General features: G+C 55.4%; 22 protein-coding genes and 3 pseudogenes. 15 read left to right on the forward strand and 10 right to left on the reverse strand.

The window, feature by feature from the left end; all coding sequences use genetic code 11:
* The first annotated feature begins 2 nt into the window (after window positions 1-2).
* The 5 genes from OO731_RS01180 to OO731_RS01200 are packed head-to-tail and all read left to right on the forward strand — an operon-like array spanning window position 3 to window position 3,555.
* A complete protein-coding gene (locus OO731_RS01180) occupies window positions 3-416 on the forward strand; it encodes a cytidine deaminase (RefSeq protein ID WP_264890329.1) in 414 nt (137 codons plus the stop codon).
* Window positions 416-1,696, forward strand: a complete 1,281-nt coding sequence (locus tag OO731_RS01185; protein ID WP_264890330.1) for a thymidine phosphorylase — start codon at window positions 416-418, stop codon at window positions 1,694-1,696. Before OO731_RS01180 ends, OO731_RS01185 begins: the two co-directional genes overlap by 1 nt.
* Before the next feature lie 21 nt (window positions 1,697-1,717).
* Window positions 1,718-2,830, forward strand: coding sequence for an adenosine deaminase (locus OO731_RS01190; RefSeq protein WP_264890331.1), 1,113 nt, complete (start codon window positions 1,718-1,720; stop codon window positions 2,828-2,830).
* On the forward strand, window positions 2,817-3,263 hold the full coding sequence (locus OO731_RS01195) for a PTS sugar transporter subunit IIA (protein ID WP_264890332.1): 447 nt from the start codon (window positions 2,817-2,819) through the stop codon (window positions 3,261-3,263). Before OO731_RS01190 ends, OO731_RS01195 begins: the two co-directional genes overlap by 14 nt.
* Window positions 3,264-3,285: 22 nt before the next feature.
* A complete protein-coding gene (locus OO731_RS01200) occupies window positions 3,286-3,555 on the forward strand; it encodes a PTS sugar transporter subunit IIB (RefSeq protein WP_138275010.1) in 270 nt (89 codons plus the stop codon).
* Here the strand turns inward: OO731_RS01200 and OO731_RS01205 are convergent.
* The 6 genes and pseudogenes from OO731_RS01205 to OO731_RS01230 form a co-directional block, all read right to left on the reverse strand.
* Window positions 3,552-3,680: a hypothetical protein gene (locus OO731_RS01205; RefSeq protein ID WP_346732382.1), complete on the reverse strand. Its 129-nt coding sequence runs from the start codon at window positions 3,678-3,680 to the stop codon at window positions 3,552-3,554. The genes OO731_RS01200 and OO731_RS01205 overlap by 4 nt on opposite strands.
* Before the next feature lie 144 nt (window positions 3,681-3,824).
* Window positions 3,825-4,304: a hypothetical protein gene (locus OO731_RS01210; RefSeq protein ID WP_346732379.1), complete on the reverse strand. Its 480-nt coding sequence runs from the start codon at window positions 4,302-4,304 to the stop codon at window positions 3,825-3,827.
* On the reverse strand, window positions 4,226-4,513 hold the full coding sequence (locus tag OO731_RS01215) for a hypothetical protein (RefSeq protein ID WP_264890333.1): 288 nt from the start codon (window positions 4,511-4,513) through the stop codon (window positions 4,226-4,228). The genes OO731_RS01210 and OO731_RS01215 overlap by 79 nt, the downstream gene beginning before the upstream one ends.
* Before the next feature lies 1 nt (window position 4,514).
* A complete protein-coding gene (locus OO731_RS01220; protein ID WP_264890334.1) occupies window positions 4,515-5,003 on the reverse strand; it encodes a hypothetical protein in 489 nt (162 codons plus the stop codon).
* A complete protein-coding gene (locus tag OO731_RS01225) occupies window positions 5,000-5,188 on the reverse strand; it encodes a hypothetical protein (protein ID WP_264890335.1) in 189 nt (62 codons plus the stop codon). The genes OO731_RS01220 and OO731_RS01225 overlap by 4 nt, the downstream gene beginning before the upstream one ends.
* A 2-nt stretch (window positions 5,189-5,190) precedes the next feature.
* Window positions 5,191-6,010, reverse strand: a pseudogene (locus tag OO731_RS01230) (purine-nucleoside phosphorylase).
* Between the two features lie 30 nt (window positions 6,011-6,040).
* Here OO731_RS01230 and OO731_RS01235 point away from each other — a divergent pair.
* Window positions 6,041-7,457, forward strand: a pseudogene (locus OO731_RS01235) (NAD(P)H-quinone dehydrogenase).
* A 66-nt stretch (window positions 7,458-7,523) separates the two neighbouring features.
* Here the strand turns inward: OO731_RS01235 and OO731_RS01240 are convergent.
* Together OO731_RS01240 and OO731_RS01245 are read right to left on the reverse strand one after the other, a co-directional pair.
* Window positions 7,524-9,328 (reverse strand): annotated as a pseudogene (locus tag OO731_RS01240) (biotin carboxylase N-terminal domain-containing protein).
* Between the two features lie 48 nt (window positions 9,329-9,376).
* Window positions 9,377-9,913: a Maf family protein gene (locus OO731_RS01245; protein ID WP_264890336.1), complete on the reverse strand. Its 537-nt coding sequence runs from the start codon at window positions 9,911-9,913 to the stop codon at window positions 9,377-9,379.
* 223 nt (window positions 9,914-10,136) lie between these two features.
* On the opposite strand from OO731_RS01245, the gene OO731_RS01250 reads away from it, so the two are divergent.
* The 4 genes from OO731_RS01250 to OO731_RS01265 all read left to right on the forward strand — a co-directional run bounded on the left by OO731_RS01250 (window position 10,137) and on the right by OO731_RS01265 (window position 14,135).
* Window positions 10,137-11,303 (forward strand): class I SAM-dependent RNA methyltransferase, encoded by a 1,167-nt coding sequence (locus OO731_RS01250; protein WP_264890337.1) that lies wholly within the window; start codon window positions 10,137-10,139, stop codon window positions 11,301-11,303.
* A 2-nt stretch (window positions 11,304-11,305) separates the two neighbouring features.
* Window positions 11,306-11,980 (forward strand): response regulator, encoded by a 675-nt coding sequence (locus OO731_RS01255; RefSeq protein ID WP_264890338.1) that lies wholly within the window; start codon window positions 11,306-11,308, stop codon window positions 11,978-11,980.
* Between the two features lie 2 nt (window positions 11,981-11,982).
* On the forward strand, window positions 11,983-13,173 hold the full coding sequence (locus OO731_RS01260; RefSeq protein ID WP_264890339.1) for an ATP-binding protein: 1,191 nt from the start codon (window positions 11,983-11,985) through the stop codon (window positions 13,171-13,173).
* Window positions 13,174-13,277: 104 nt separating this feature from the next.
* Window positions 13,278-14,135: a hypothetical protein gene (locus tag OO731_RS01265; protein WP_264890340.1), complete on the forward strand. Its 858-nt coding sequence runs from the start codon at window positions 13,278-13,280 to the stop codon at window positions 14,133-14,135.
* Window positions 14,136-14,335: 200 nt separating this feature from the next.
* Here the strand turns inward: OO731_RS01265 and OO731_RS01270 are convergent, their stop codons facing one another.
* The gene (locus OO731_RS01270) at window positions 14,336-14,587 is read right to left on the reverse strand and encodes an acyl-CoA carboxylase subunit epsilon (protein WP_264890341.1); all 252 of its coding nucleotides are present in this window, start codon (window positions 14,585-14,587) and stop codon (window positions 14,336-14,338) included.
* Complete coding sequence (locus OO731_RS01275; RefSeq protein WP_264890342.1) at window positions 14,587-16,206, reverse strand: acyl-CoA carboxylase subunit beta; 1,620 nt, start codon at window positions 16,204-16,206, stop codon at window positions 14,587-14,589. Before OO731_RS01275 ends, OO731_RS01270 begins: the two co-directional genes overlap by 1 nt.
* Before the next feature lie 101 nt (window positions 16,207-16,307).
* On the opposite strand from OO731_RS01275, the gene OO731_RS01280 reads away from it, so the two are divergent.
* From OO731_RS01280 to OO731_RS01300, 5 genes are all read left to right on the forward strand, one after another.
* Complete coding sequence (locus tag OO731_RS01280) at window positions 16,308-17,081, forward strand: biotin--[acetyl-CoA-carboxylase] ligase (RefSeq protein ID WP_264890343.1); 774 nt, start codon at window positions 16,308-16,310, stop codon at window positions 17,079-17,081.
* Between the two features lie 4 nt (window positions 17,082-17,085).
* On the forward strand, window positions 17,086-17,514 hold the full coding sequence (locus OO731_RS01285; RefSeq protein ID WP_264890344.1) for a PH domain-containing protein: 429 nt from the start codon (window positions 17,086-17,088) through the stop codon (window positions 17,512-17,514).
* A 26-nt stretch (window positions 17,515-17,540) separates the two neighbouring features.
* Entirely contained in the window at window positions 17,541-18,677 is a 1,137-nt protein-coding gene (locus OO731_RS01290; RefSeq protein ID WP_264890345.1) for a 5-(carboxyamino)imidazole ribonucleotide synthase, read from the forward strand.
* Window positions 18,678-18,727: 50 nt separating this feature from the next.
* A complete protein-coding gene (gene purE / locus OO731_RS01295) occupies window positions 18,728-19,237 on the forward strand; it encodes a 5-(carboxyamino)imidazole ribonucleotide mutase (protein ID WP_264890346.1) in 510 nt (169 codons plus the stop codon).
* A gap of 83 nt (window positions 19,238-19,320) precedes the next feature.
* Window positions 19,321-20,604: an LCP family protein gene (locus OO731_RS01300; RefSeq protein WP_264890347.1), complete on the forward strand. Its 1,284-nt coding sequence runs from the start codon at window positions 19,321-19,323 to the stop codon at window positions 20,602-20,604.
* The last annotated feature ends 1 nt before the right edge of the window (window position 20,605 follow it).

A 20,605-nucleotide genomic window follows, 5' to 3' on the forward strand; every position in this document is an offset into this window, starting at 1 on the left:
TTTTGTCTGAAATTAACTGGGATGCCCTCCGGGCTGCCGCCAACTCGGCAATGCAAAAGGCCTATGTTCCTTACTCAAAGTTTCCGGTTGGTGCTGCGGCGCTAACCGAAGACGGGCGAGTGGTTTCTGGGTGCAACGTTGAGAACGCTTCATACGGATTAACTCTTTGCGCAGAGTGTTCTTTAGTGAGCGCGTTGGCAATGGGCGCTGCCGATGGTGCCGGACCGGCCAAGCTGGTGGCATTCACCTGTGTCGACGGCCACGGAAACATCCTGATGCCTTGCGGTCGTTGCCGCCAACTGCTTTTTGAGCACTCAGCCAAGGGCATGATTCTTGAAACCGTATCTGGTTTCAAAACCATCGACGAGGTCATCCCAGATGCATTTGGGCCTCGCGATCTTGAAGAAAGAGCATAATGTCTGAATTTTCAGCGCCAGAACTAATCGTTGCCAAGCGCGATAAGGGTGAGCTCTCTACCGAGCAGATCAACTGGCTGATTGCCAATTACACCACCGGAGTTGTGGCCGACGAGCAGATGTCGGCTATGGCCATGGCAATTTTGCTCAACGGTATGAATCGCCGCGAAATCAAGGACCTCACCCTGGCAATGATTGCCTCGGGCGAGCGATTGAACTACGCAGACCTCAAGGTGCCAACCTCAGACAAACACTCGACCGGCGGTGTTGGCGACAAAATCACCCTGCCGCTAGCCCCCTTGGTCGCGGTTTTTGGCGTGGCTGTTCCTCAGCTTTCCGGTCGCGGTTTGGGTCACACCGGTGGAACCCTGGACAAATTGGAGTCCATTCCTGGTTGGCGCGCGCAAATCTCCAACGAAGAATTTAACCGTCAGCTGGCCGAAGTTGGCGCCGTAATCTGTGCTGCGGGTTCGGGTCTGGCCCCTGCTGACCGCAAGCTCTACTCGCTTCGCGATGTGACCGGAACAGTCGAGGCAATTCCGCTGATTGCATCGTCAATCATGTCTAAAAAGATTGCCGAGGGCACCGGTTCGCTAGTTCTAGATGTCAAAGTCGGTTCGGGTGCCTTCATGAAAGACATCGACCGTGCTCGCGAGCTGGCCACAGTGATGGTTCAGTTGGGTCAGGATGCTGGAGTCAACACCTCGGCGCTACTCACTGACATGTCAACCCCATTGGGATTGGAAATCGGAAATGCTCTTGAGGTCAAGGAATCGCTAGAGGTTCTTGCCGGTGGCGGTCCGGCCGATGTAGTCGAAATCACTGTTGAGTTGGCTCGTGAAATGTTGCGTCTGGCCGGCAAGCCAGACATCGATGTTGAAGCTGCTCTCAAGGATGGCCGCGCCATGGACAAGTGGCGCCAGATGATCTCTGCCCAAGGCGGCGACCCAGATGCGGCGTTGCCAGAGGCAAAAGAACACCACGTGATTACCGCACCAGAATCTGGTTATCTCAGCCAGCTCGATGCACTGCAGGTTGGCACTGCCTCTTGGCGCCTCGGCGCTGGGCGCGCCCGCAAAGAAGACGCAGTGCAGTTTGGTGCCGGTATCACGCTGCACGCCCAGCAGGGCCAGCGCGTTGAGGCCGGTGCACCGCTCATGACTCTCCACACCGATGAACCTGAACGCTTTGAACGAGCACTCGATGCACTCAGCGGGTCGTTTAAGATTGAGGCTTCTGCTGCACCACGCAAAATTGTGCTTGAAAAAATCAACGGCTAACGCCAAGAAAGAGAATAAAAAATGGCGAAATTCGACATTCAGTCACTGCCGAAGATTTCACTTCACGATCACCTAGATGGCGGCCTGCGCCCGCAGAGCATCATCGAAATGGCTGCAGAGATCGGCCTAGAACTGCCGGCAAACACAGCCGAAGAACTGCGTACGTGGTTCGAGAAGTCAGCTGACTCGGGCTCACTGGTTGAGTACCTAAAGACTTTTGACATCACCACCGCGGTCATGCAGACCCGCGAGCACCTAACCCGTGTTGCCCGTGAGTTTGTAATTGACCTAGCTAACGATGGCGTCATTTACGGTGAGGTTCGTTGGGCACCTGAGCAGCACCTGACCCGCGGTTTGACCCTGGATGAAGCTGTTGAGGCAGTGCAGGATGGTCTTGAAGAGGGTGCCGCGATCATTGAGAAGCAGGGTGGCTACATTCGTACCGGGCAGCTGATTACTGCCATGCGCCACGCAGATCGTGCGCTTGAAATCGCCGAGCTTGCTGTTCGTCACCGCGATGGCGGAGTCGTTGGTTTCGACATCGCCGGAGCCGAAAAGGGCTTCTTGCCAAGCCAGCACAAGGCTGCCTTCGACTACCTAGCTGGCGAGCTGTTCCCAGTTACCGTTCACGCCGGTGAGGCAGACGGTGTCGAGAGTATCCGTGATGCAATCGTCAGCGGCCGCGCACTGCGCTTGGGCCACGGCGTGCGCTTGATTGAAGACATCATGTTCAGTCGCACTGAAGATGACACCGATGTTGTTGAGCTTGGCCCAGTTGCCGAGTGGGTAAACGACCGCGGCATTGCGCTAGAAATCTGCCCTTCATCCAACCTGCAGACCGGTGCCATCAGCATGCTGGGCGACAAAATGAGCGACCACCCGTTTGACGTGTTCTATGACCTTGGTTTTGCCGTGACCGTGAGCACCGATAACCGCCTCATGAGTGGCACCACACTGACTCGCGAGCTTGAACTTTTGGTCGACACCTTCGGTTACGGAATTGAAGACCTAGAGGTATTCATGACCACTGCGGCAGAGCACTCATTCCAACCAATCCACGACCGTGAAGAGCTAATCGAGGTTATCCAAGAGGCTTACGCGGCAGCAGCTGGCGCTAAACATGCGGTTTCCTAACTTGGCAGCAGCCTTCGGTGAGCATGCTGTTCAGGTTGGGGCCATCGCGTTGGATCGAGACCACGCAATCACGCTGGCTGGCGACTTGCTGGTAGCCAGCGGTCGGGTGACACCTCAGTACACGCTTGAAATGGTTGAGGTGGTTGAAACCCACGGCCCCTACATCGTCATTGCCCCGGGCATTGCGCTCGCCCACTCCAAGCCTTCAGACGCCGTGATCGAAACCGGGTTGAGCCTGGTTGTGCTTGCCGAACCAATTCCATTTGGAAATTCCGCCAATGATCCGGTGCGGTTGGTGATTGGGCTTTGTGCGGTTGACCACGACGGACACCTGGATGTAATGCAAGAGCTCGCAATCGCGCTCTCAGATGCCGAGTATGTGAATTCTCTGTTAAATGCGGTGAATGCCGAACATCTCCGTAGTTTGTTTTAGCCCCGTCTGCGACAATTGAGGCATGAAGATTATTGCGGTTTGTGGAATGGGTATCGGCACTTCAGTTCTGCTGAAGATGAACGCCGAGAAGGTTCTGCGCACCATCGGTGTTGAGGCCACGGTTGAGGCCACCGATGTAAAAACCGCGCGCGAATCTCGCGATGCTCAAATTATTTTGACTACCGCAGACTTGGCTGAATCGCTCAAGGGTTTACCATCAGAGGTCATCACAATCGATCACTTCTTTGACCTTGAAGAAATCACGACCAAGTTGTCAGACTCGCTCCTCTAGTTGAGCAGAGCTTTCATCGCAGTATTCAACGAGGCAAGTGCGGTTTGCGCGGCGTCCTTGGTTGAACCCGTCGCTTGAAGGTAGCACTTTAGTTTTGGTTCGGTGCCCGATGGGCGCACGATCACTCTGCGGGCCGTCAGCAAGATCAAATCGCAGACCGTCGGTTGGTCCCAAATCTGGCGAGCCAATTTTCAAGTCGGTGAATGTGGCCGAAACACCATCGATGTTTTTTGGTGGGTCGTTGCGCAGTTTGCTCATCAGGTTGGCAATCACCGAAAGGTCTTCAACACGGATTGAAATCTGCCCGGTTGCAAAGTGGCCGTAGAGCTCACCCATTTCATCGAGGCGATCTGAAATGGTGCGGCCCTCTTGGCAAGATCGGCGTGCAATCGCCGCAACCATGAGCGCAGCCGAGATTCCGTCTTTGTCAGGGGTGCTGGTTGGGTCGATGCAGTAACCAGAGCCTCCTCGAAACCAAAGATTAGGTTCGGCACTTTTGAGATCCACTTGAAGCCGGTCAGTGTTTCGCGGTAACCCAGGTTGAACTTTTCAGCAACCTTAGCGAGGGCGCTGCTGGACACAATCGAGCAGGCCAGGTTGCCTGAAATTCCGGACTCGACGGCACGCTTGGCTACTTCGTGACCAAGCAACAGACCCAGTTCATCGCCAGTTAGTCTGCGCCAGCCTTCGACTGCGTTGGCATCCGGAATTCCAATTGCCAGTCGGTCAGCATCTGGGTCATTAGCCAAATCAGGTCAGCATCAACACTGCGCGCTAGGGCAAAACTCAGATCCATCGCGCCCGGTTCTTCTGGGTTCGGAAACGCCAACGGTAGGAAACAATCCATCGGGTAGCAGCTGAGCTTCGACCGTTGCAGGCGGGCCAGGCCAGCCTTGGCAAATAGCTTCTCAACTACGTGCCAACCCACTCCGTGCATGGCGGTGTAAACAATCTTCACGTCATCGCCGTTGGCAATCGGTCCGGTTAGGGTGCTGGTTCTGTCGATGTACAGTCGCGAATCTCATCACCGATGATTCGGTAGTTGCTTGATTTCGAATCTCGTCAAAAGTTTGCCCAGCGGCCACGGCGTGAATCTTGGCACTGATTTCTTTGTCGGCCGGCGAGGTTATCTGCGACCCACCGTTGGCGCCGCCAAGGTAAACCTTGTATCCGTTGTCTCTGGGTGGATTGTGAGACGCAGTGACCATAATCGCGGCCGATGTCCCGAGGTGCTTGCCGGCAAATGCCAAAACCGGGGTGGGTACGACAGAGTCAAAGAGGCTGGTCTCAATGCCAGCCGCGGCAAAAATCTCGGCTGAATCGCGAGCAAAAATGTCGCTATTGATTCGGCCGTCAAAACCAATTACCACCGATGCACCCTGCGGAAACTGCTCCAGTACGTAGTCGCGAATACCTGCTGCGGCCTGGGCTACCAAAACTCGGTTCATTCGTTAGGTCCGGCGCCAAGTTCGCCGCGTAGGCCGGCAGTGCCGAACTCTAGGCGAGATCCCATTCGGGCCTGCAGTGCATCGATGTTGCCTGCCTGAATCAGCTCAATCAGCTCGGCGCGAGTCTCAGCATCAGGGTCCTGGTCGGCCCAAGCCTGAGCCGCCGCAATCAGTTGCTCAGTCATGACTAGAGCTTGGCAATAATCTCGGCAAGGAGGGCGCTGATGCGAACCTCGGCGTCCTTGCCAGCCTGCAAAACTTCAGCGTGGCTTAGCGGTTCCTTTTGGATTCCGGCAGCCAGGTTGGTGATGAGTGAGAGGCCAAGAATTTCCATGCCGGCTTCGCGAGCGGCAATTGCCTCGAGCGTGGTTGACATGCCCACGATGTGACCACCGATCGCCTTGGCCATTTGGACTTCGGCTGGGGTCTCATAGTGAGGTCCGCGGAACTGGCAGTAAACACCTTCGTCGAGCGTGGCGTCTACGGTGCGCGCCAAATCTCTAAGTCGCTTTGAGTAAAGGTCAGTCAGGTCAACAAACTTTGCGCCCTCTAGTGGGCTGGTGGCAGTGAGGTTGATGTGGTCGCTGATCAGAACCGGGGTTCCAGGCTTCCAGGTTCTTTGATGCCTCCGGCGCCGTTGGTCAAAATCATGGTCTTGACCTCCGGTGGCAGCCGCTGTGCGGGTACCGTGGGCAACGCGGCGCACACCGTGGCCTTCGTAGTAGTGGGTGCGAGCACCAAGAACCAGCGCGTGCTTTCCGCTCGGCAGTTTGATTGAACGCAACGTGGCCACGTGGCCCTGCACGGCTGGTGCCGAGAACCCGATACCTGGGTGGCGTCAATTGTGGCTACGGTCTCACCGATTAGGTCTGCGGCCTTGGCCCAGCCTGAGCCGAGGGTAAGTGCAATGTCATGCAGGCAACTCCGGTGAGCTGAGCAATGGTCTCGGCTGCCTGGGCAGCAATGTCAAATGGATTCGTCGCTGAATCATCTAGTGGGTTGTTCATCCTTCGAGTTTACGGTGGCAGAATTGAAGGGTGAGTACTGTCGAAAAAAAGAAACACCATATTGTCATCATCGGTGGAGGGCCTGGCGGCTACGAAGCGGCCTTAGCCGGTGCAACTCGGCGCAGAGGTAACTCTGATTGAGCGCAATGGTGTTGGTGGGAGCAGCAGTTTCTTACTGACGTTGTGCCTTCCAAAACCCTCATCGCCACTGCCGAAGCAGCGCAGCGTGTGGCTCACGCCACCACCCTGGGGGTTAAGTTTTCTTTTGCCGGTCAGGTAATCAAGCCAAAGCTCGAGATTGACCTTGCCATCGTCAACCAGCGCCTACTAGACCTTGCCGAAAACCAGTCCTCGGACATGCTCGAGACCCTGCTTCAGGCCGGGGTCCGTGTGATCCGCGGGTCTGCGCGCCTCGACGGAAACCACCACGTGATTGTTGACGCCATCGAGGACAACAAGCCGGAGCGTCTTGAGGCTAAGACCATCATTGTTGCCGTTGGCGCCCACCCAAGGCAGTTGCCAGATGCCAAGCCAGACGGCGACCGAATTTTTACCTGGACTCAGCTTTACAACCTGACCAAACTGCCAGAGCACATGATTGTGGTCGGTTCAGGTGTAACCGGTGCCGAGTTTGCCTCTGCCTACAACGCTCTAGGTTCTGAGGTCACTTGATTTCAAGCCGCGATAAAGTTTTGCCTGGCAAAGATGATGACGCCGCCGACCTACTAGAGCACGTCTTCCGCCGCAACGGCATCAACATTTTCAACAACACCCGTGCCGACAAAGTCGTGAACACCGGCAGCGGGGTAGAGGTCACCCTTGCTGACGGCAAGGTAATCAAGGGCAGCCACTGCTTGATGGCTGTTGGTTCGATTCCAAACACTCAGGGGCTGGGTCTCGAAGAAGCTGGAGTCGCTTTGACCCCATCGGGTCACGTTGAAGTGAACAAGGTAGCCCGCACCTCACGTGCCAACGTTTATGCGGTCGGTGACTGCACCACTTTCTTGCCGCTAGCTTCGGTCAGCGCCATGCAGGGTCGAACCGCGGTGTTCCACACCATGGGTGACGTGTCTGCCCCAACCGAGCTGCGAAATGTGGCGTCAAACGTATTTACCGCTCCTGAGATTGCCTCAGTTGGCTGGAGCGAGCAGGAGCTTCGCGAGGGCAAGGTATCTGGTTTCGTCGAGAAGATTCAACTCAACTCAACCCGCGGGCCAAGATGCAGGGTATCGAGGACGGCTTTATTAAGCTGATCTGTTCGACCGGTGGAACCGTTATCGGCGGCGTGGTAATTGCGCCTCGAGCATCAGACCTTATCTATTCAATTGCGGTTGCAATCGAGAACCGTTTGACCGTAGATGAACTGGCACGAACCTTTACCGTGTATCCATCGTTGTCTGGTTCAATCAGCGATGCCGCTCGTGCACTGCACATGCCAAACGTCTAGGCCAAAAATTTAGCTAAGCAAAAGAGGGGCCCCGCAAGCGCGGGACCCCTCCTTTGGTTTAAGTGCTTAGTCTTCAAACTCCAGCAGCACGGTTCCGGCCGGAACAGTCGTGCCAACCACAGCAGAGATTGACTTGATGACGCCGGTTTTGTGCGCGTTCATCGGCTGTTCCATCTTCATGGCTTCAAGCACGACAACTAGGTCACCCTCGGTAACTGTGTCTCCAACAGCAACCGCAATCTTGACCACGGTCGACTGCATCGGAGCCTTGAGCGCGTTGCCCGAAGCGACACCGCTACCAGCACTGGCTGACCCGTGGCTCTTGCGCTTTGGGGCAGCTCCGGCAATTGCCGGTCCAGCAACTCCGGCACGGCAGCTAGCAGGCGCTTCGGCAGTGAAACCTCGATGCGCCTTGCCGTCAACCTCAACCACAACGTTGTTGCGTTCTGCAATTTCACCGGTAGGTTCGGCAACGCCAGTCCCAAGCAGGAATGTCGTTCACCCACTCGGTCTCGATCCAACGGGTGTAGATGCCAAATTTGTTTGCCTGCTCGTCACCGATAAAGGCTGGGTCGTTCACAAATCTTGCGGTGGAACGGAAGCACGGTCGGAAGACCAGACAACTTCCATCTCAGCAAGTGCTCGGCGTGAGCGAGCAAGGGCCTCTTTGCGAGTTGCGCCGGTCACGATTAGCTTTGCCACCATCGAGTCGAACGAACCTGAGATCTCGTCACCGGCTCCAACACCGGTGTCAACGCGCACGCCAGGGCCTGAAGGCGCCTTGAATACGTGCACTGGGCCAGGTGCCGGCATAAAGTTGCGGCCGGCGTCTTCACCGTTGATGCGGAATTCGAATGAGTGGCCCTTGACCACTGGGTCGGCGTAGTCAAGCACGCCACCCTCGGCTAGGCGGAACTGCTCGCGCACTAGGTCAAGGCCGGTAACTTCTTCAGAAAACCGGGTGCTCAACCTGAAGGCGGTGTTGACCTCGAGGAATGAGATTGTGCCGTCCTGAGCGACCAAGAACTCACAGGTACCGGCGCCCTGGTAGCCAACCTCTTTTAAGATTGCCTTTGATGATTCGTAAAGGCGGCGGTTCTGCTCTTCGGTCAAGAACGGGGCCGGTGCCTCTTCGACAAGTTTCTGGTGGCGGCGCTGCAGTGAGCAGTCGCGGGTAGAGACCACAACAACATTTCCGTAGGCGTCAGCCAAGCACTGGGTTTCCACGTGGCGTGGCTTCTCAAGGTACTTCTCAACAAAGCACTCGCCGCGACCAAGGCTGCAATTGCCTCACGGGTTGCCGACTCAAATAGTTCAGCGACTTCCTCGGTCTTATAGGCAACCTTGATTCCGCGGCCACCGCCACCGATGCCGCTTTGATGGCCAACCGGTAGGCCGTGCTGGGCAACAAACTCAAGAACTTCTCGGCGCCCGATACTGGGTCAAGGTTCCGGGTGCCAGCGGGGCGCCAGCTTTTTCAGCCACGTGGCGGCTGGAAACCTTGTCGCCGAGTTGCTCAATCGCACGAGGTGATGGGCCAATCCAAATAATCCCAGCATCGATAACGGCCTGCGCAAACGCCGCATTCTCGGCAAGGATCCGTAACCAGGGTGACACCGCATCGGCACCCGACTTCTTGGCAATAGCCAGAATCTTCTCGATCACCAGGTAGGTCTCAGGGCCAGTGGTGCCGTGCAGGCATAAGCCTCGTCGGCCAGCTTTACGTGCATTGCATCGCGGTCATTGGTCCTGCATAAACAGCCACCGACAAAATGCCGGCATCCTTAGCCGCACGCGCAATGCGCACCAGCAATCTCGCCGCGGTTAGCAATCAGGACCTTGGTGATTTTCTTCTGAGTAGATGAAGTCATAATCCCCCAAGCCTATTGGCAAAAATGCCCAAATTATTGGCAGTGAGATCACAAAAAAATCACAAAAACTACTGTGACAACTGCCAGAGGCTGGTGTATTCGATTCCCAGGCTCAAGACCAGCTCGCGCAGTGTCGGGCAGTGATAGACCGATGACGGTGTGTGCATCGCCCTCGATTGACTTCAAAAAGGCCCCACCGAGACCATCGATGGTGAATGCGCCGGCAACCTTTAGTGGCTCGCCGGTGGCCACGTATGCGTCAATTTCACGATCTGAAATGTCGGCAAAATGCACGATGGATTTTGAGACTTTTCCGGTTGCCGGGGGCAGCACACCCGGGCGTGGGTCACGATTGTCGATCACCAGTGGCCCGAGTACAGAACTCCGGAACGCCCCCGCATGGCCATCCAACGTGCTCGCGCTACTTCTGGCTCGTGCGGTTACCGAGTGCTCGCCGTCAAATTCCAGGGATGAATCACAACCGATAATCACGGCATTGCGGGCATCCGGGTGGTCAATGACAGCCTCAGCTTTTGCTTTAGCCAGAATGTGCACCATGTCGGCGGTGTTCTGAATCAACCCCATCGAGCTGCACGATCGGCGACCAGGTCTTCATCGACGCCCGGGGCAATCGTGGTTGGTTCAATACCGCCGATCTAAGCAGGCTGAGTCGGGCAGGAGAGGTAGATGCAAGAACTAAACGAGTCACACCGATACTCTGGCACACTTATAGGGTGAGTAAAACTACAAACTGGGTCGGCCAAGAATCTTGAACTAACCATTGAAAAGGTTGCCCACGGCGGCATCTTTGTTGCCCGTCACGATGGGCGAGTGGTTTTTGTATCGCACGTTCTGCCTGGCGAAGAAGGTAAAGGCTGTGGTCTACGAAGACCGCGGTGGCTCATTTTGCCGCGCCGAACCGACTGAAATTTTGGTTGCCTCACCAGACCGCGTAACCCACTTTTGGAAGCAGGCCGGACCTGGCGGTGCCGGTGGTGCCGAATTTGGTCACATCAAGTTGGCTCGTCAGCGTGAGTTGAAAGCTGACGTTATTGAAGAAGCCCTCCAGCGTATGGCTGGCATCGAATTGCGCCCGGTGGTTGAGGCGGCGCCTGGCGACGATGAGGCAAACGGCCTCGGATACCGCACCCGCGTGCAGCTTCACGTAGACGAAGCAGGCACAGTTGGCCCTTATCGTGAGCGCAGCCACGAGGTAGTCAAGGTTCGCGATCTGCCATTGGCAGTCGAAGAAATTCGCGAGACCGAAATGCACAACAAGAACTTTCAGGATGTCCGAAAGATTGAAGTTTCGGCATCTAGCACCGGCCAGGTCCAGTGGAGAATCGACAACAAGGTCAAGGGCGACGAACGCCTAGTTGAGCGTGCAGCTGGCCGCACCTTCCGCATTAGCGGTGGCGGTTTCTGGCAGGTCCACAAGAAGGCAGCCGACCTTTTGGCATCCTGCGTGAACGACATGGTTCAGGCCGTTGGAATTGATAAAGAAGCTGACAACCTTGATCTTTACGGCGGTGTTGGATTGTTCACCAGCGCACTTGCTGGTCGTGTGGGCAAGGACTTGCGAATGACTTCAGTTGAGTCATTCCGTCAGGCCACCGATGACGCAACACTGAACCTCTCTGACCTGCCTAAGGTCAAAGCGGTCTGTGCTCCGGTTGAGCGCTTCTTGAACGAGAAGGTGGGCAACCTGGACAAGGGCGGAAAAACCGCCAGCCCGCGTAACTCAACCATCGTGCTTGACCCACCACGCGCCGGTGCCGGTGCCAAGGTGGTTGATCAGTTGATGAAGATTGCACCAAAGCACATTGTTTACGTAGCCTGCGATCCAATCGCGCTGGCCAGAGACCTCAAGCAGTTCCTTGCCGGTGACTACCAGCTAAAGGAATTGCGAGCTTTTGATCTGTTCCCACACACCCACCACGTTGAGTGTGTTGCCAGCCTGGTGAGAAAGAGCTAAACATGCAAGACGCGAGCCTAGCCGCCACCAACCGCGAAATCTGCGTTGGCATCGTTGATGACCACGATGCCATTCGGTTTGCTTTCCGCGGAGTTTGTGAGGAGTACGGGCTTCAGTTTTGCGGTGCCTCAGACACAGTTGCCGGCCTATTGGCTCTCAATTCAGAACACACCTGCGATGTGGTGGTGCTCGACCTCTCGCTAGCCGATGGTTCAATCATCACCGACAACGTCAAGGCCATTCTTCAGGCTGGTAGCCAGGTGCTGATTTTTAGCATCGCCGATAAGCGCGCCCAGGTAGCCTCTGCTCTCAAGGCGGGCGCTGCGGCCCTGGTCCGTAAGTCACAGTCCATGGATGATCTGGTGAAGGCGATTCGCCTAGTTGCCCTCGGGGTTGTGGTTAACAACACTGAGACTTCTGCGGTGATTGATGCTGACGTAGTTTTCAAGGAGCAGGCCAACCTTTCGCCGCGCGAACGCGAAGTTCTGACGCTCTACGCATCGGGGTTTGCATTGAAGCAGGCGGCAGCCGAGATGAACATTGCGCAGAGCACTGCCAAAGAATTGATCGACCGAGTGCGTGCAAAGTATTCATCCGCGGGTAGACCAACTTCGACCAAAACCGACCTGCTGCTACGTGCCATTGAAGACGGAATTCTTGAAGAGGGGCCGCAGTAACCATGTACATTTTTCGTAGCCGACCAACCAAGAGCTTTGCGGTCAACCGAATCGTCAAACTTATTGCCCGCGTGCTTTCAATCGGCTTGGTTATCTCTAGTGCCGAAATTTATCTGTACGGATTTGCTCAGCTGCCACTGCTGAATGCCCCGCTAGCTACCGCATTCTTGTTTTTGCACATTGCCTCACTGGCCTGGATTATTTACGGTGCCTGGTTCACTGAGCGCCCTGCCTATTCGCAGCGAGGGTACACCATTGTCTCGGTGCTGCTGGTTTTTACCTGGCAATTTCAGGTTCCAGACCCAAGTATTTTGCCCGATGGTTATCACCCGTGGGTTTGGTGGGTAATTGGCACTGCCGGTATTGCCGCAGCGGTTTCACTGCCTTTGGTTTGGGGTCTCACCTACCTAATCGGTATTCCGGTGGTTTGGTTCTTTGTTCAGATTTCGCCAGCCGGCGGCAGCGCTGAGGCGTTCGGTGCTTTCAAAGACAGCATGTACACCGCTCTATTTAGCTCGTCCTTTTCGCTGCTCCTCCTGCTGCTAATTGACCAAGCTGAGAAAACCGATGAAGCCGCGCAGGCCGCTGCCGAGGCAGAGGCCGAGCGTGCCCGCATCGACGCCATCGAGCAGGAACGCTCGCGCGTGGACTCATTGGTTCACGACAAAGTTTTGACTACGCTCTTGGTCACGGCCAAAGCAAACGATCCGCAGCGAATCTCAGAGGCCAAGGCGCTCGCCGATGCAGCTATCAAAGCGCTCGAAGATGATGCCTTCACCATTGACTCAACCAAGAGCGACATCACGTCATTTAGTCTTTTCGGTGCATTCCTTGAGACGGTCAAAACCGACTACCCAGATGTCACGATTCGTGAGACCGGGGCAAGCGACTTACAGATTCCAAATCGAGTCGCCGCTGCGCTGAGCGAGGCCACAATCCAGGCCATCACAAACTCTAAGCAGCACGCTGGCCCCGGTGCCGAGTGTGTGGTTCGCATGAAGGGTGGCGCCAACGGCATCAAGATCGTGATCAAAGATGACGGTAAAGGCTTCCGGCCTTCGCGCGTTCCGAAAAACCGTTTGGGTTTGAGGCTTTCGATCATCAATCGTGTTGAGTCGGTTGGTGGAACAGTCAAGATTGACTCGGCTCCTGGCCGCGGTTCGGCAATTATTTTGGAATGGAACAACGCATGATTCCGGTACCTAGATGGGCAGTCTCTGTTGTTGCCATGATGTTTTGCGTCTATCCGTCAATCCTGGCGCTGGTCGGCTACGGCGAGTCATCGACTCCGATTTAGTTGATCATTTCGGTGGCGCTGTATTTGGCCGGCGTAATTCCTACTCTGACCATGTTTGAACTTCTCAAGCTTCCTCGTTGGCTGGCTGCATTCAACCTAGGTATAGCTGTGATTATCCCCGCCCTGCTTTTGCCAGGCATCGATCCTTCGCAGGTTGGTGACTATTCAACCTGGTTCGTGGGCGCAATTGCCAGCCTTTCAGCGGCCACCGCCTTTAGAGATCGAATCACTTTTGCCCTGCTCATGGTGATTGTGGTGTCGGCTCAGGTAATCATCTGGGGTGGCGCTGGCGCCATCATGGGTACCGGTGTGGTGGGCGCTGTGATTTTCTTTGTCGTTGGTGCTCTGATGTCAAAGGGTATTCGCGGAACACAATCAGCCGCCGAGGAGTATCGAGCCAAGTTGCGTAAGACACTGGCGAACACGGCGTTCGTAACGGCATCACGTGAAGAACACAAGCGTCGCATTGCCGAAGCCCTGGTTCAATCGGTTCCGCAGCTTCGTGAGATTGCTCAGACCCCGGGTGAATTTGCCCCAGATCTAAAGCAGCGTTCTGAGCTGCTAGAGGCTGCTCTTCGCGATGAAATCCGTGGTCGAGGCCTAATCAACCCAGCCATTAAGCAGGCCGTTCTGGGCGCCCGTGGCCGCGGCATCGAGGTAATTCTGCTCGATGAGGGTGGGCTCGATGACGCCACCACCACAGAGCGCGATGCAATCCTGCTGGAGGCCGCTAAAGCCATTGATTCGGTTGAGGCTGGGCGCATCACTCTGCGTGCCCCCCAGGGCGAGCAGTGGCGTGTGACGCTAATGGCAACCCGCTCCGGTGTTACCGCGCCGGACCTCTGGTTGAAGTTCTAGTTAAATAAAAACCGGTGGCCCCGAAGGACCACCGATTCTTTCCCCAATCAGGTATTTGCCTGACCCCAAGTGTTTAGTTCGTTCCCCTGATACGTGAACTAAACCTCTTGGTTTAAGTATGAATTGTGCCGAGGGCAGCGCGCTACCAAAAACTGTCCCCTCTTCGGGGGACTGCCGGTAACGATTGAATACCGGGAAATTTAGTTCAAGCCGGAACGGTAGGCACCGCGCCACTGGCCTGGCCCCGGAATTACCGGGTGTCTGAGCTGGGCAACGTTACGCGACCAACTTGACTTCAGTGGGCGCTCATAGCCGGTAGCGGCTGCCGCTTCTTCTGCATGAAACGCCTCGAGCACGGCGATAACTGTTGCCAGCTCCTCGGCTTTCGGCGCGCCAGAAACCACCTGCAGGGCCGCCTGCAGGTCGTCTGGTTGCTCTGGTGATTGCGTCATTAGAGCGGAATGTTTCCGTGCTTCTTTGGCGGAAGGTTCGAGCGCTTGGTGCGAAGAGCACGTAGCGCCTTGATTACCTGAATGCGGGTGGCGCTTGGCTCGATAATTCCGTCCAGCTCGCCACGCTCGGCAGCCAAGAATGGGCTGGCTACGTTGTAGGTGTACTCAGCTGCCAACTTTGCGCGAACCGCGGCAACATCCATGCCGGCTTCTTCAGCCTTTTTGATTTGATCTCGGAACAAGATGTTGACCGCACCCTGGCCACCCATAACCGCGATTTCAGCGGTTGGCCAAGCCAGGTTGATGTCGGCACCGAGCTGCTTTGAACCCATCACGATGTACGCGCCACCGTAGGCCTTGCGGGTGATTACGGTTACCAGAGGAACAGTTGCTTCGGCGTAGGCGTAAAGCAGTTTGGCTCCGCGGCGAATAACGCCGGCCCACTCCTGGTCGGTGCCAGGTAGGTAGCCAGGTACGTCTACCAAAGTCAAAATTGGAATCGAGAAGGCATCGCAGAATCGCACAAATCGAGCGGCCTTTTCGCCGGCTTCAATGTTGAGGGTTCCGGCCATTTGCTGTGGCTGGTTTGCCACGATACCCACGCTGCGGCCGTCTACTCGAGCAAAGCCAATCAGAATATTTGGCGCAAATAGTGGCTGCACCTCAAGGAACTCATTGTCATCAACAATGCCTTCGATGACAGTCTTCATGTCATACGGCTGGTTTGGTGAGTCCGGGATGATGGTGTCCAGCGCACGGTCGTCATCGGTGACTTCAAGTTCACCTTCAGGTGCGTAGACCACAGTCTCAGAGAGGTTGTTCTCAGGCAGGTAGCTCAATAGCGCACGAGCGTAGTCAATCGCGTCAGTCTCGTCGTCTGCTAGGTAGTGGGCAACACCCGAGCGCTCGTTGTGGGCGCGGGCGCCACCAAGCTCTTCCATGCCAACGTCTTCACCGGTTACGGTCTTGATTACGTCTGGGCCGGTAACAAACATGTTGGAGGTTTTGTCGACCATGATCACAAAGTCGGTTAGCGCAGGGGAATAAACCGCGCCTCCGGCAGCAGGGCCCATGATGATGGAAATCTGCGGAATCACACCAGATGCCATGGTGTTGCGCTTGAAAATTTCGCCGTACTTACCGAGGGCAATAACACCCTCTTGAATACGGGCACCACCTGAATCAAGGATTCCAATCATTGGTACACCGGTCGCGATGGCAAGATCCATAATCTTGATGATCTTGTTACCGGCAGCCTCACCGAGCGAGCCACCAAAAATTGTGAAGTCCTGAGAGAACAGTGCAACCTGACGACCGTGGATGGTTCCAACACCGGTAACTACAGCGTCACCGTAAGGGCGGTTCTTATCCATGCCGAATGCGGTTGAGCGGTGACGAACGTATTCGTCTAGTTCAACAAATGATCCCGGGTCCAGCAGCATCTCAATGCGCTCGCGAGCGGTGTTCTTGCCTTTGGCGTGCTGCTTTGCAATCGCAGTTTCACCGGCAGCCGTTACGGCCTCGTGGTAGCGCTGACGCAAGTCTTCGAGTTTGCCCTTGGTGGTGGCAATCTCTGGGTTCAACCTGATGGCGCTAGTGAAGGTGTTCTCAAAGGTCATGAAAAACACTCTACCGATGTAATTGGGCCATTCCTTTGAAGGTTAGCCACTGCACTTTGGCTATTTGCCTGTCAAAAATCTACAGAGAGTAACCTTAGGGCATGGATTTCGCAGTAAGTGCCGGTTTGGCTTCAAGTTTTGAGTTTGTTCCTGAGACCGGGTCAACCAACACCGATTTGATTGCCAAATCAGCCCAGCTGAGCGATTTTTCGGTCAAGGTAGCTGGATTCCAAAATGCAGGACGCGGCCGGTCGGGTCGTCAGTGGTTAGCTCCTGCCGGCAGCTCACTGTTCGTATCAGTGCTTTTGAAGCCGCAAAACGTGCCGGCCAGCAAGTTCTCTTGGTTACCGCTTTTGGCAGGTTTGGCCATGAATCGAGCTGTTTCTGACCTAATCGCTCCAGCGCGTTCAAGTTTGAAATGGCCCAATGACGTTTTGGTCGGAGAGCAAAAAATCTCCGGCGTATTGAGTGAGCTAGTGCCCGACCTGAGCGGTGTGGTGATCGGTGCCGGATTAAATGTGAGCCAAGAACAGGGTGACCTGCCAATTGAGTCAGCCACTTCACTTAGGTTGCAGGGCGCACACACTTTGGAACACGATCAGGTGCTCGCGCGCTATCTGGGCCACCTAAAAGATCTTTATCAGCGGTTTGTTGCTAATCAGGGTGATGCCGTTGCTTCAGGTCTACGTTTCTCGGTCATCGATGAATGCGGCACTATCAATCGGCGCGTGAAGGCAATCATGCCGGGCGACACTGAAGTTTTGGGCGAGGCAGTTGGCATCGACGACAGTGGGCGCCTGATTTTGCTGCGTGGAGACTCAGGGCAGGTTTTTCCGGTTGCTGCCGGCGATATTGTTCACCTGCGACACAATTAACCCGATGAGTTTTTACACCGAACAACGCCTAGCCAAGTTGCGCCCTCGCGCTTCGCAGATGTTTTTGCCGACCTTGGTTCTTGGTTTGGTTAGCGCAGTCATGTCAGCTTTTGCTGGTCGATTGACCGAGCAGTGGCAGCAGCTAACCCTGTGGGTGGTTTGCGGTGCAGTGGCATTTTTATTCTGGCTTTTGCCGTTGCTTAGGTACCTGAGCACGTTCATCGAAGTAACCACCACTCGCGTCATTGTGCGTTCCGGTCTGATGGGTCAACACCGACAAGAAATCAGCCTGTCCAAAATCCGTGACGTTGAAATCGGCAAAGGTCGTGTGATCAACCTCATCCTCGACGGTCAAGAAGTCGTTGAGGTAAAGGGTGTTCCGCGTCACAAAATGGTGGCGTTAGAAATTGACCGCCTTGCTGCGTCAATATAGAACTTCATAAAACGAATGGAAACTACATGGGTGCTCTGCGCGTAGGTGTAATCGGTGGCGGCCAGCTGGCTCGAATGATGACCCCGCCGGCAATAAATCTTGCGATTGACATCAAGGTATTGGCTGAGGCCGAAGGTTCTTCTGCTGCCCTGGCAACCACGATGGTTGGCGACTACACCCAGGTAGAAGTGGTTCGAGAGTTTGCCAAGAGCGTAGATGTAATTACCTTCGATCACGAGCATGTTCCACTGGCGGTGCTTGAGGCACTTGAGGCTGAGGGCGTGAGTGTTCAGCCACCTAGCAAAGCTCTGGCCTTTGCCCAAAACAAACTGGCAATGCGTAAGCGCCTGGGCGCTCTAGGGTTGCCAATGCCGGACTGGGCCGAAATTCAGGATGCCGAAACCCTAGACGCCTTTATCGAAGCGCACGGTGGAGTGGCTATCCTCAAGACCCCAATTGGTGGTTATGACGGCAAGGGTGTTCGCGTAGTTCGCAGTGCCTCAGATGCCTCTGATTGGCTGGGCAACCTGGCCCAGTACGGTGGCAGTTTGTTGGCCGAAGAAAAAGTTGATTTTGTTCGTGAGCTAGCTCAATTGAGCGCGCGTCGACCAAGCGGGCAGTTTGAGCCTTGGCCATTGGTTCAGACCATTCAAGAAAATGGCGTGTGTTCGGTAGTGCTTGCTCCTGCGCCAGCTGTAGACCAAGCCACACTGGACCGCACCGCTGAAATTGCCAAGAGCGTTGCAGAAGGTCTGGGCGTAACCGGCGTTCTGGCGGTTGAGATGTTCGAAGCACGCGATGGTCGCATCCTAATTAATGAACTTGCGATGCGTCCGCACAACTCTGGCCACTTCAGTATTGAGGGCTCTGTCACCAGCCAGTTTGAGCAGCACCTTCGTGCAGTTCTTGATTTACCGCTGGGCTCAGCTGCGCCTCGAGCGGCTCACGCAGTAATGGTCAACCTACTTGGTGTTGACGGCCAAAACGACTTTGTGCAGGCATACTCAGGCGCCTTGGCGGCTCACCCAGAAGCCAAGGTTCACACCTACGGCAAGTCTGCTCGCGCAGGTCGCAAGATGGGCCACGTGACCGTGGTTGCTGATTCGGCAGAGCACGCGCTCGCCGAAGCACAGGGTGCTTCTGCCGTTTTGCTACGGGGATAATCCAACACCCTTCGGTAAAATTTATGGGTCACCTCTATCTAAGGAGCCCCATGTCTCAGACTGCTGCCGAACGCCCAATTGTCGGCGTTGTAATGGGTTCTGACTCTGACTGGTCAGTCATGTCTGATGCTGCGCAGGCCCTAAAAGATTTCGGAATTCCATACGAGGTTGAGGTTCTTTCAGCTCACCGAACTCCAGAGAAGATGATCGAGTGGGGCAAGGCTGCTGCGGGCCGCGGCATCAAGGTAATCATCGCGGGAGCGGGCGGTGCTGCTCACCTGCCAGGCATGTTGGCTTCGGTCACCACTCTGCCGGTTATCGGTGTACCTGTGCCGCTGGCAAAACTTGACGGCATGGATTCACTTCTTTCGATTGTTCAGATGCCAGCGGGTATTCCGGTAGCAACTGTTTCTATCGGTGGTGCCAAGAATGCTGGAATTTTGGCAGCAAGAATTTTGGGAGCCTTCGACCCGGAGCTTTCTGCAGCAATGGCCGCTTACAGTGACCTCCTCAAGGCACAGGTCGCCGAAAAGAATGAGAAGCTGAAATCACAAATTTAGGTCCACGTCTAAGCCAACGCGCTCAGCCACGTGCGGCTGTGGGCGGGCCTTTTCGCAACTTTGAGCGGGCTACGCCTGAGCAAATGCATCGCCGCGCTTGGTTTCTTATTATTTTGAATTTGCTGGTCCCTGGTTCGGCACAGCTGCTTGCCGGTAACCGCCGATTGGCTCGGATTGCCCTCACTGCAACCTTGAGTTTGTGGGGCCTTGTTCTGCTGATTGTTTTGCTCGGCACGATTAATCGCGACTGGGTTATCTGGATGGCCACCGTTCCATTTCTGATGGGCCTGATGTCGGTAATTTTGATTGCCTACGCAGTTGTTTTTGCCGTGGTTTCACTTGATACCCTGCGCTTGATGCGGGTCGGCCGTATGTACAACCGTGAGCGCTGGATCACCCTGGGCGCGATTGTCCTCACCGGTGTTTTGGGCACCTCTGCCGTTGCCTACGGTGGCAACCTAGCCGGAGTTCAGTCCAACCTAATTGCCACCATCTTCAACCAAGGCGGGCTAACCCAGGCGGTCGATGGGCGCTACAACATCATGCTGCTCGGTGCCGATGCCGGAGCGGACCGATTCGGTATTCGCCCAGACAGCATCTCTGTGGTCAGCATCGATGCCGAGACCGGTCAGACCGTGAACATTGGTATTCCGCGCAACCTGCAGCGAGTTAGTTTTTCTGAGGGTTCACCGATGCTTGAGGTCTACCCAAACGGTTGGGACTGCGGTGTTGAGTGCCTAATTAATGCCATCTACAAAGATGTTGAAGACAATCACGCCGATTTGTACCCGGATGCTGTTGCGCAGGGTTCAACCCCTGGCACTGAGGCCACCCGCGATGCAGTCGAGTATGTAACCGGTCTTGAAATTCAGTCTTACGTGTTGGTTGACATGGCAGCCTTTGAATCGCTAATTGATGCTCTGGGCGGCATTGACATCAACGTCAAAGAGCGCTTGCCCATCGGTGGTCAAAGTGAAGACCTATCTGACGTCAAGGGTTGGATCGAGGCTGGCCAGCAGCACATGGATGGCTACACCGCCCTCTGGTATGCCCGGTCGCGTCACACCACATCTGACTACGACCGCATGAAGCGCCAGCACGAGGTAGAGAATGCAGTGTTGGCCCAGATTGCACCGGCCACCGTTCTGAGCCGATTCCAGCAAATTGCCTCGGCAGGTAAAAAGATGATTCGCACCGATATTCCGAGCGGAATGTTGACCGAGTACGTCAACCTAGCAACTTTGGCCAAGGAACAGGGCATCAACTCGATACCGCTGATTCCGCCAACCATCGATGTAATTCACCCCGATTTCACAGCAATTCATGCCATGGTTGAAGAAGCCACTACACCGGTGCCTAAGGAGTAGC

This window comes from Rhodoluna sp. KAS3 (genome assembly GCF_026000575.1).
In the GTDB taxonomy this organism is placed as follows: Bacteria; Actinomycetota; Actinomycetes; order Actinomycetales; family Microbacteriaceae; genus Rhodoluna.

Coding starts and splice junctions, on each gene's coding strand:
- OO731_RS01185 (WP_264890330.1), top strand. CDS start 416: ATGTCTGAATTTTCAGCGCCAGAACTAATCGTTGCCAAGCGCGATAAG.
- OO731_RS01190 (WP_264890331.1), top strand. CDS start 1,718: ATGGCGAAATTCGACATTCAGTCACTGCCGAAGATTTCACTTCACGAT.
- OO731_RS01195 (WP_264890332.1), top strand. CDS start 2,817: ATGCGGTTTCCTAACTTGGCAGCAGCCTTCGGTGAGCATGCTGTTCAG.
- OO731_RS01200 (WP_138275010.1), top strand. CDS start 3,286: ATGAAGATTATTGCGGTTTGTGGAATGGGTATCGGCACTTCAGTTCTG.
- OO731_RS01220 (WP_264890334.1), bottom strand. CDS start 5,003: ATGAACCGAGTTTTGGTAGCCCAGGCCGCAGCAGGTATTCGCGACTAC.
- OO731_RS01225 (WP_264890335.1), bottom strand. CDS start 5,188: ATGACTGAGCAACTGATTGCGGCGGCTCAGGCTTGGGCCGACCAGGAC.
- OO731_RS01245 (WP_264890336.1), bottom strand. CDS start 9,913: ATGGGGTTGATTCAGAACACCGCCGACATGGTGCACATTCTGGCTAAA.
- OO731_RS01255 (WP_264890338.1), top strand. CDS start 11,306: ATGCAAGACGCGAGCCTAGCCGCCACCAACCGCGAAATCTGCGTTGGC.
- OO731_RS01260 (WP_264890339.1), top strand. CDS start 11,983: ATGTACATTTTTCGTAGCCGACCAACCAAGAGCTTTGCGGTCAACCGA.
- OO731_RS01270 (WP_264890341.1), bottom strand. CDS start 14,587: ATGACGCAATCACCAGAGCAACCAGACGACCTGCAGGCGGCCCTGCAG.
- OO731_RS01275 (WP_264890342.1), bottom strand. CDS start 16,206: ATGACCTTTGAGAACACCTTCACTAGCGCCATCAGGTTGAACCCAGAG.
- OO731_RS01280 (WP_264890343.1), top strand. CDS start 16,308: ATGGATTTCGCAGTAAGTGCCGGTTTGGCTTCAAGTTTTGAGTTTGTT.
- OO731_RS01285 (WP_264890344.1), top strand. CDS start 17,086: ATGAGTTTTTACACCGAACAACGCCTAGCCAAGTTGCGCCCTCGCGCT.
- OO731_RS01290 (WP_264890345.1), top strand. CDS start 17,541: ATGGGTGCTCTGCGCGTAGGTGTAATCGGTGGCGGCCAGCTGGCTCGA.
- purE (WP_264890346.1), top strand. CDS start 18,728: ATGTCTCAGACTGCTGCCGAACGCCCAATTGTCGGCGTTGTAATGGGT.
- OO731_RS01300 (WP_264890347.1), top strand. CDS start 19,321: ATGCATCGCCGCGCTTGGTTTCTTATTATTTTGAATTTGCTGGTCCCT.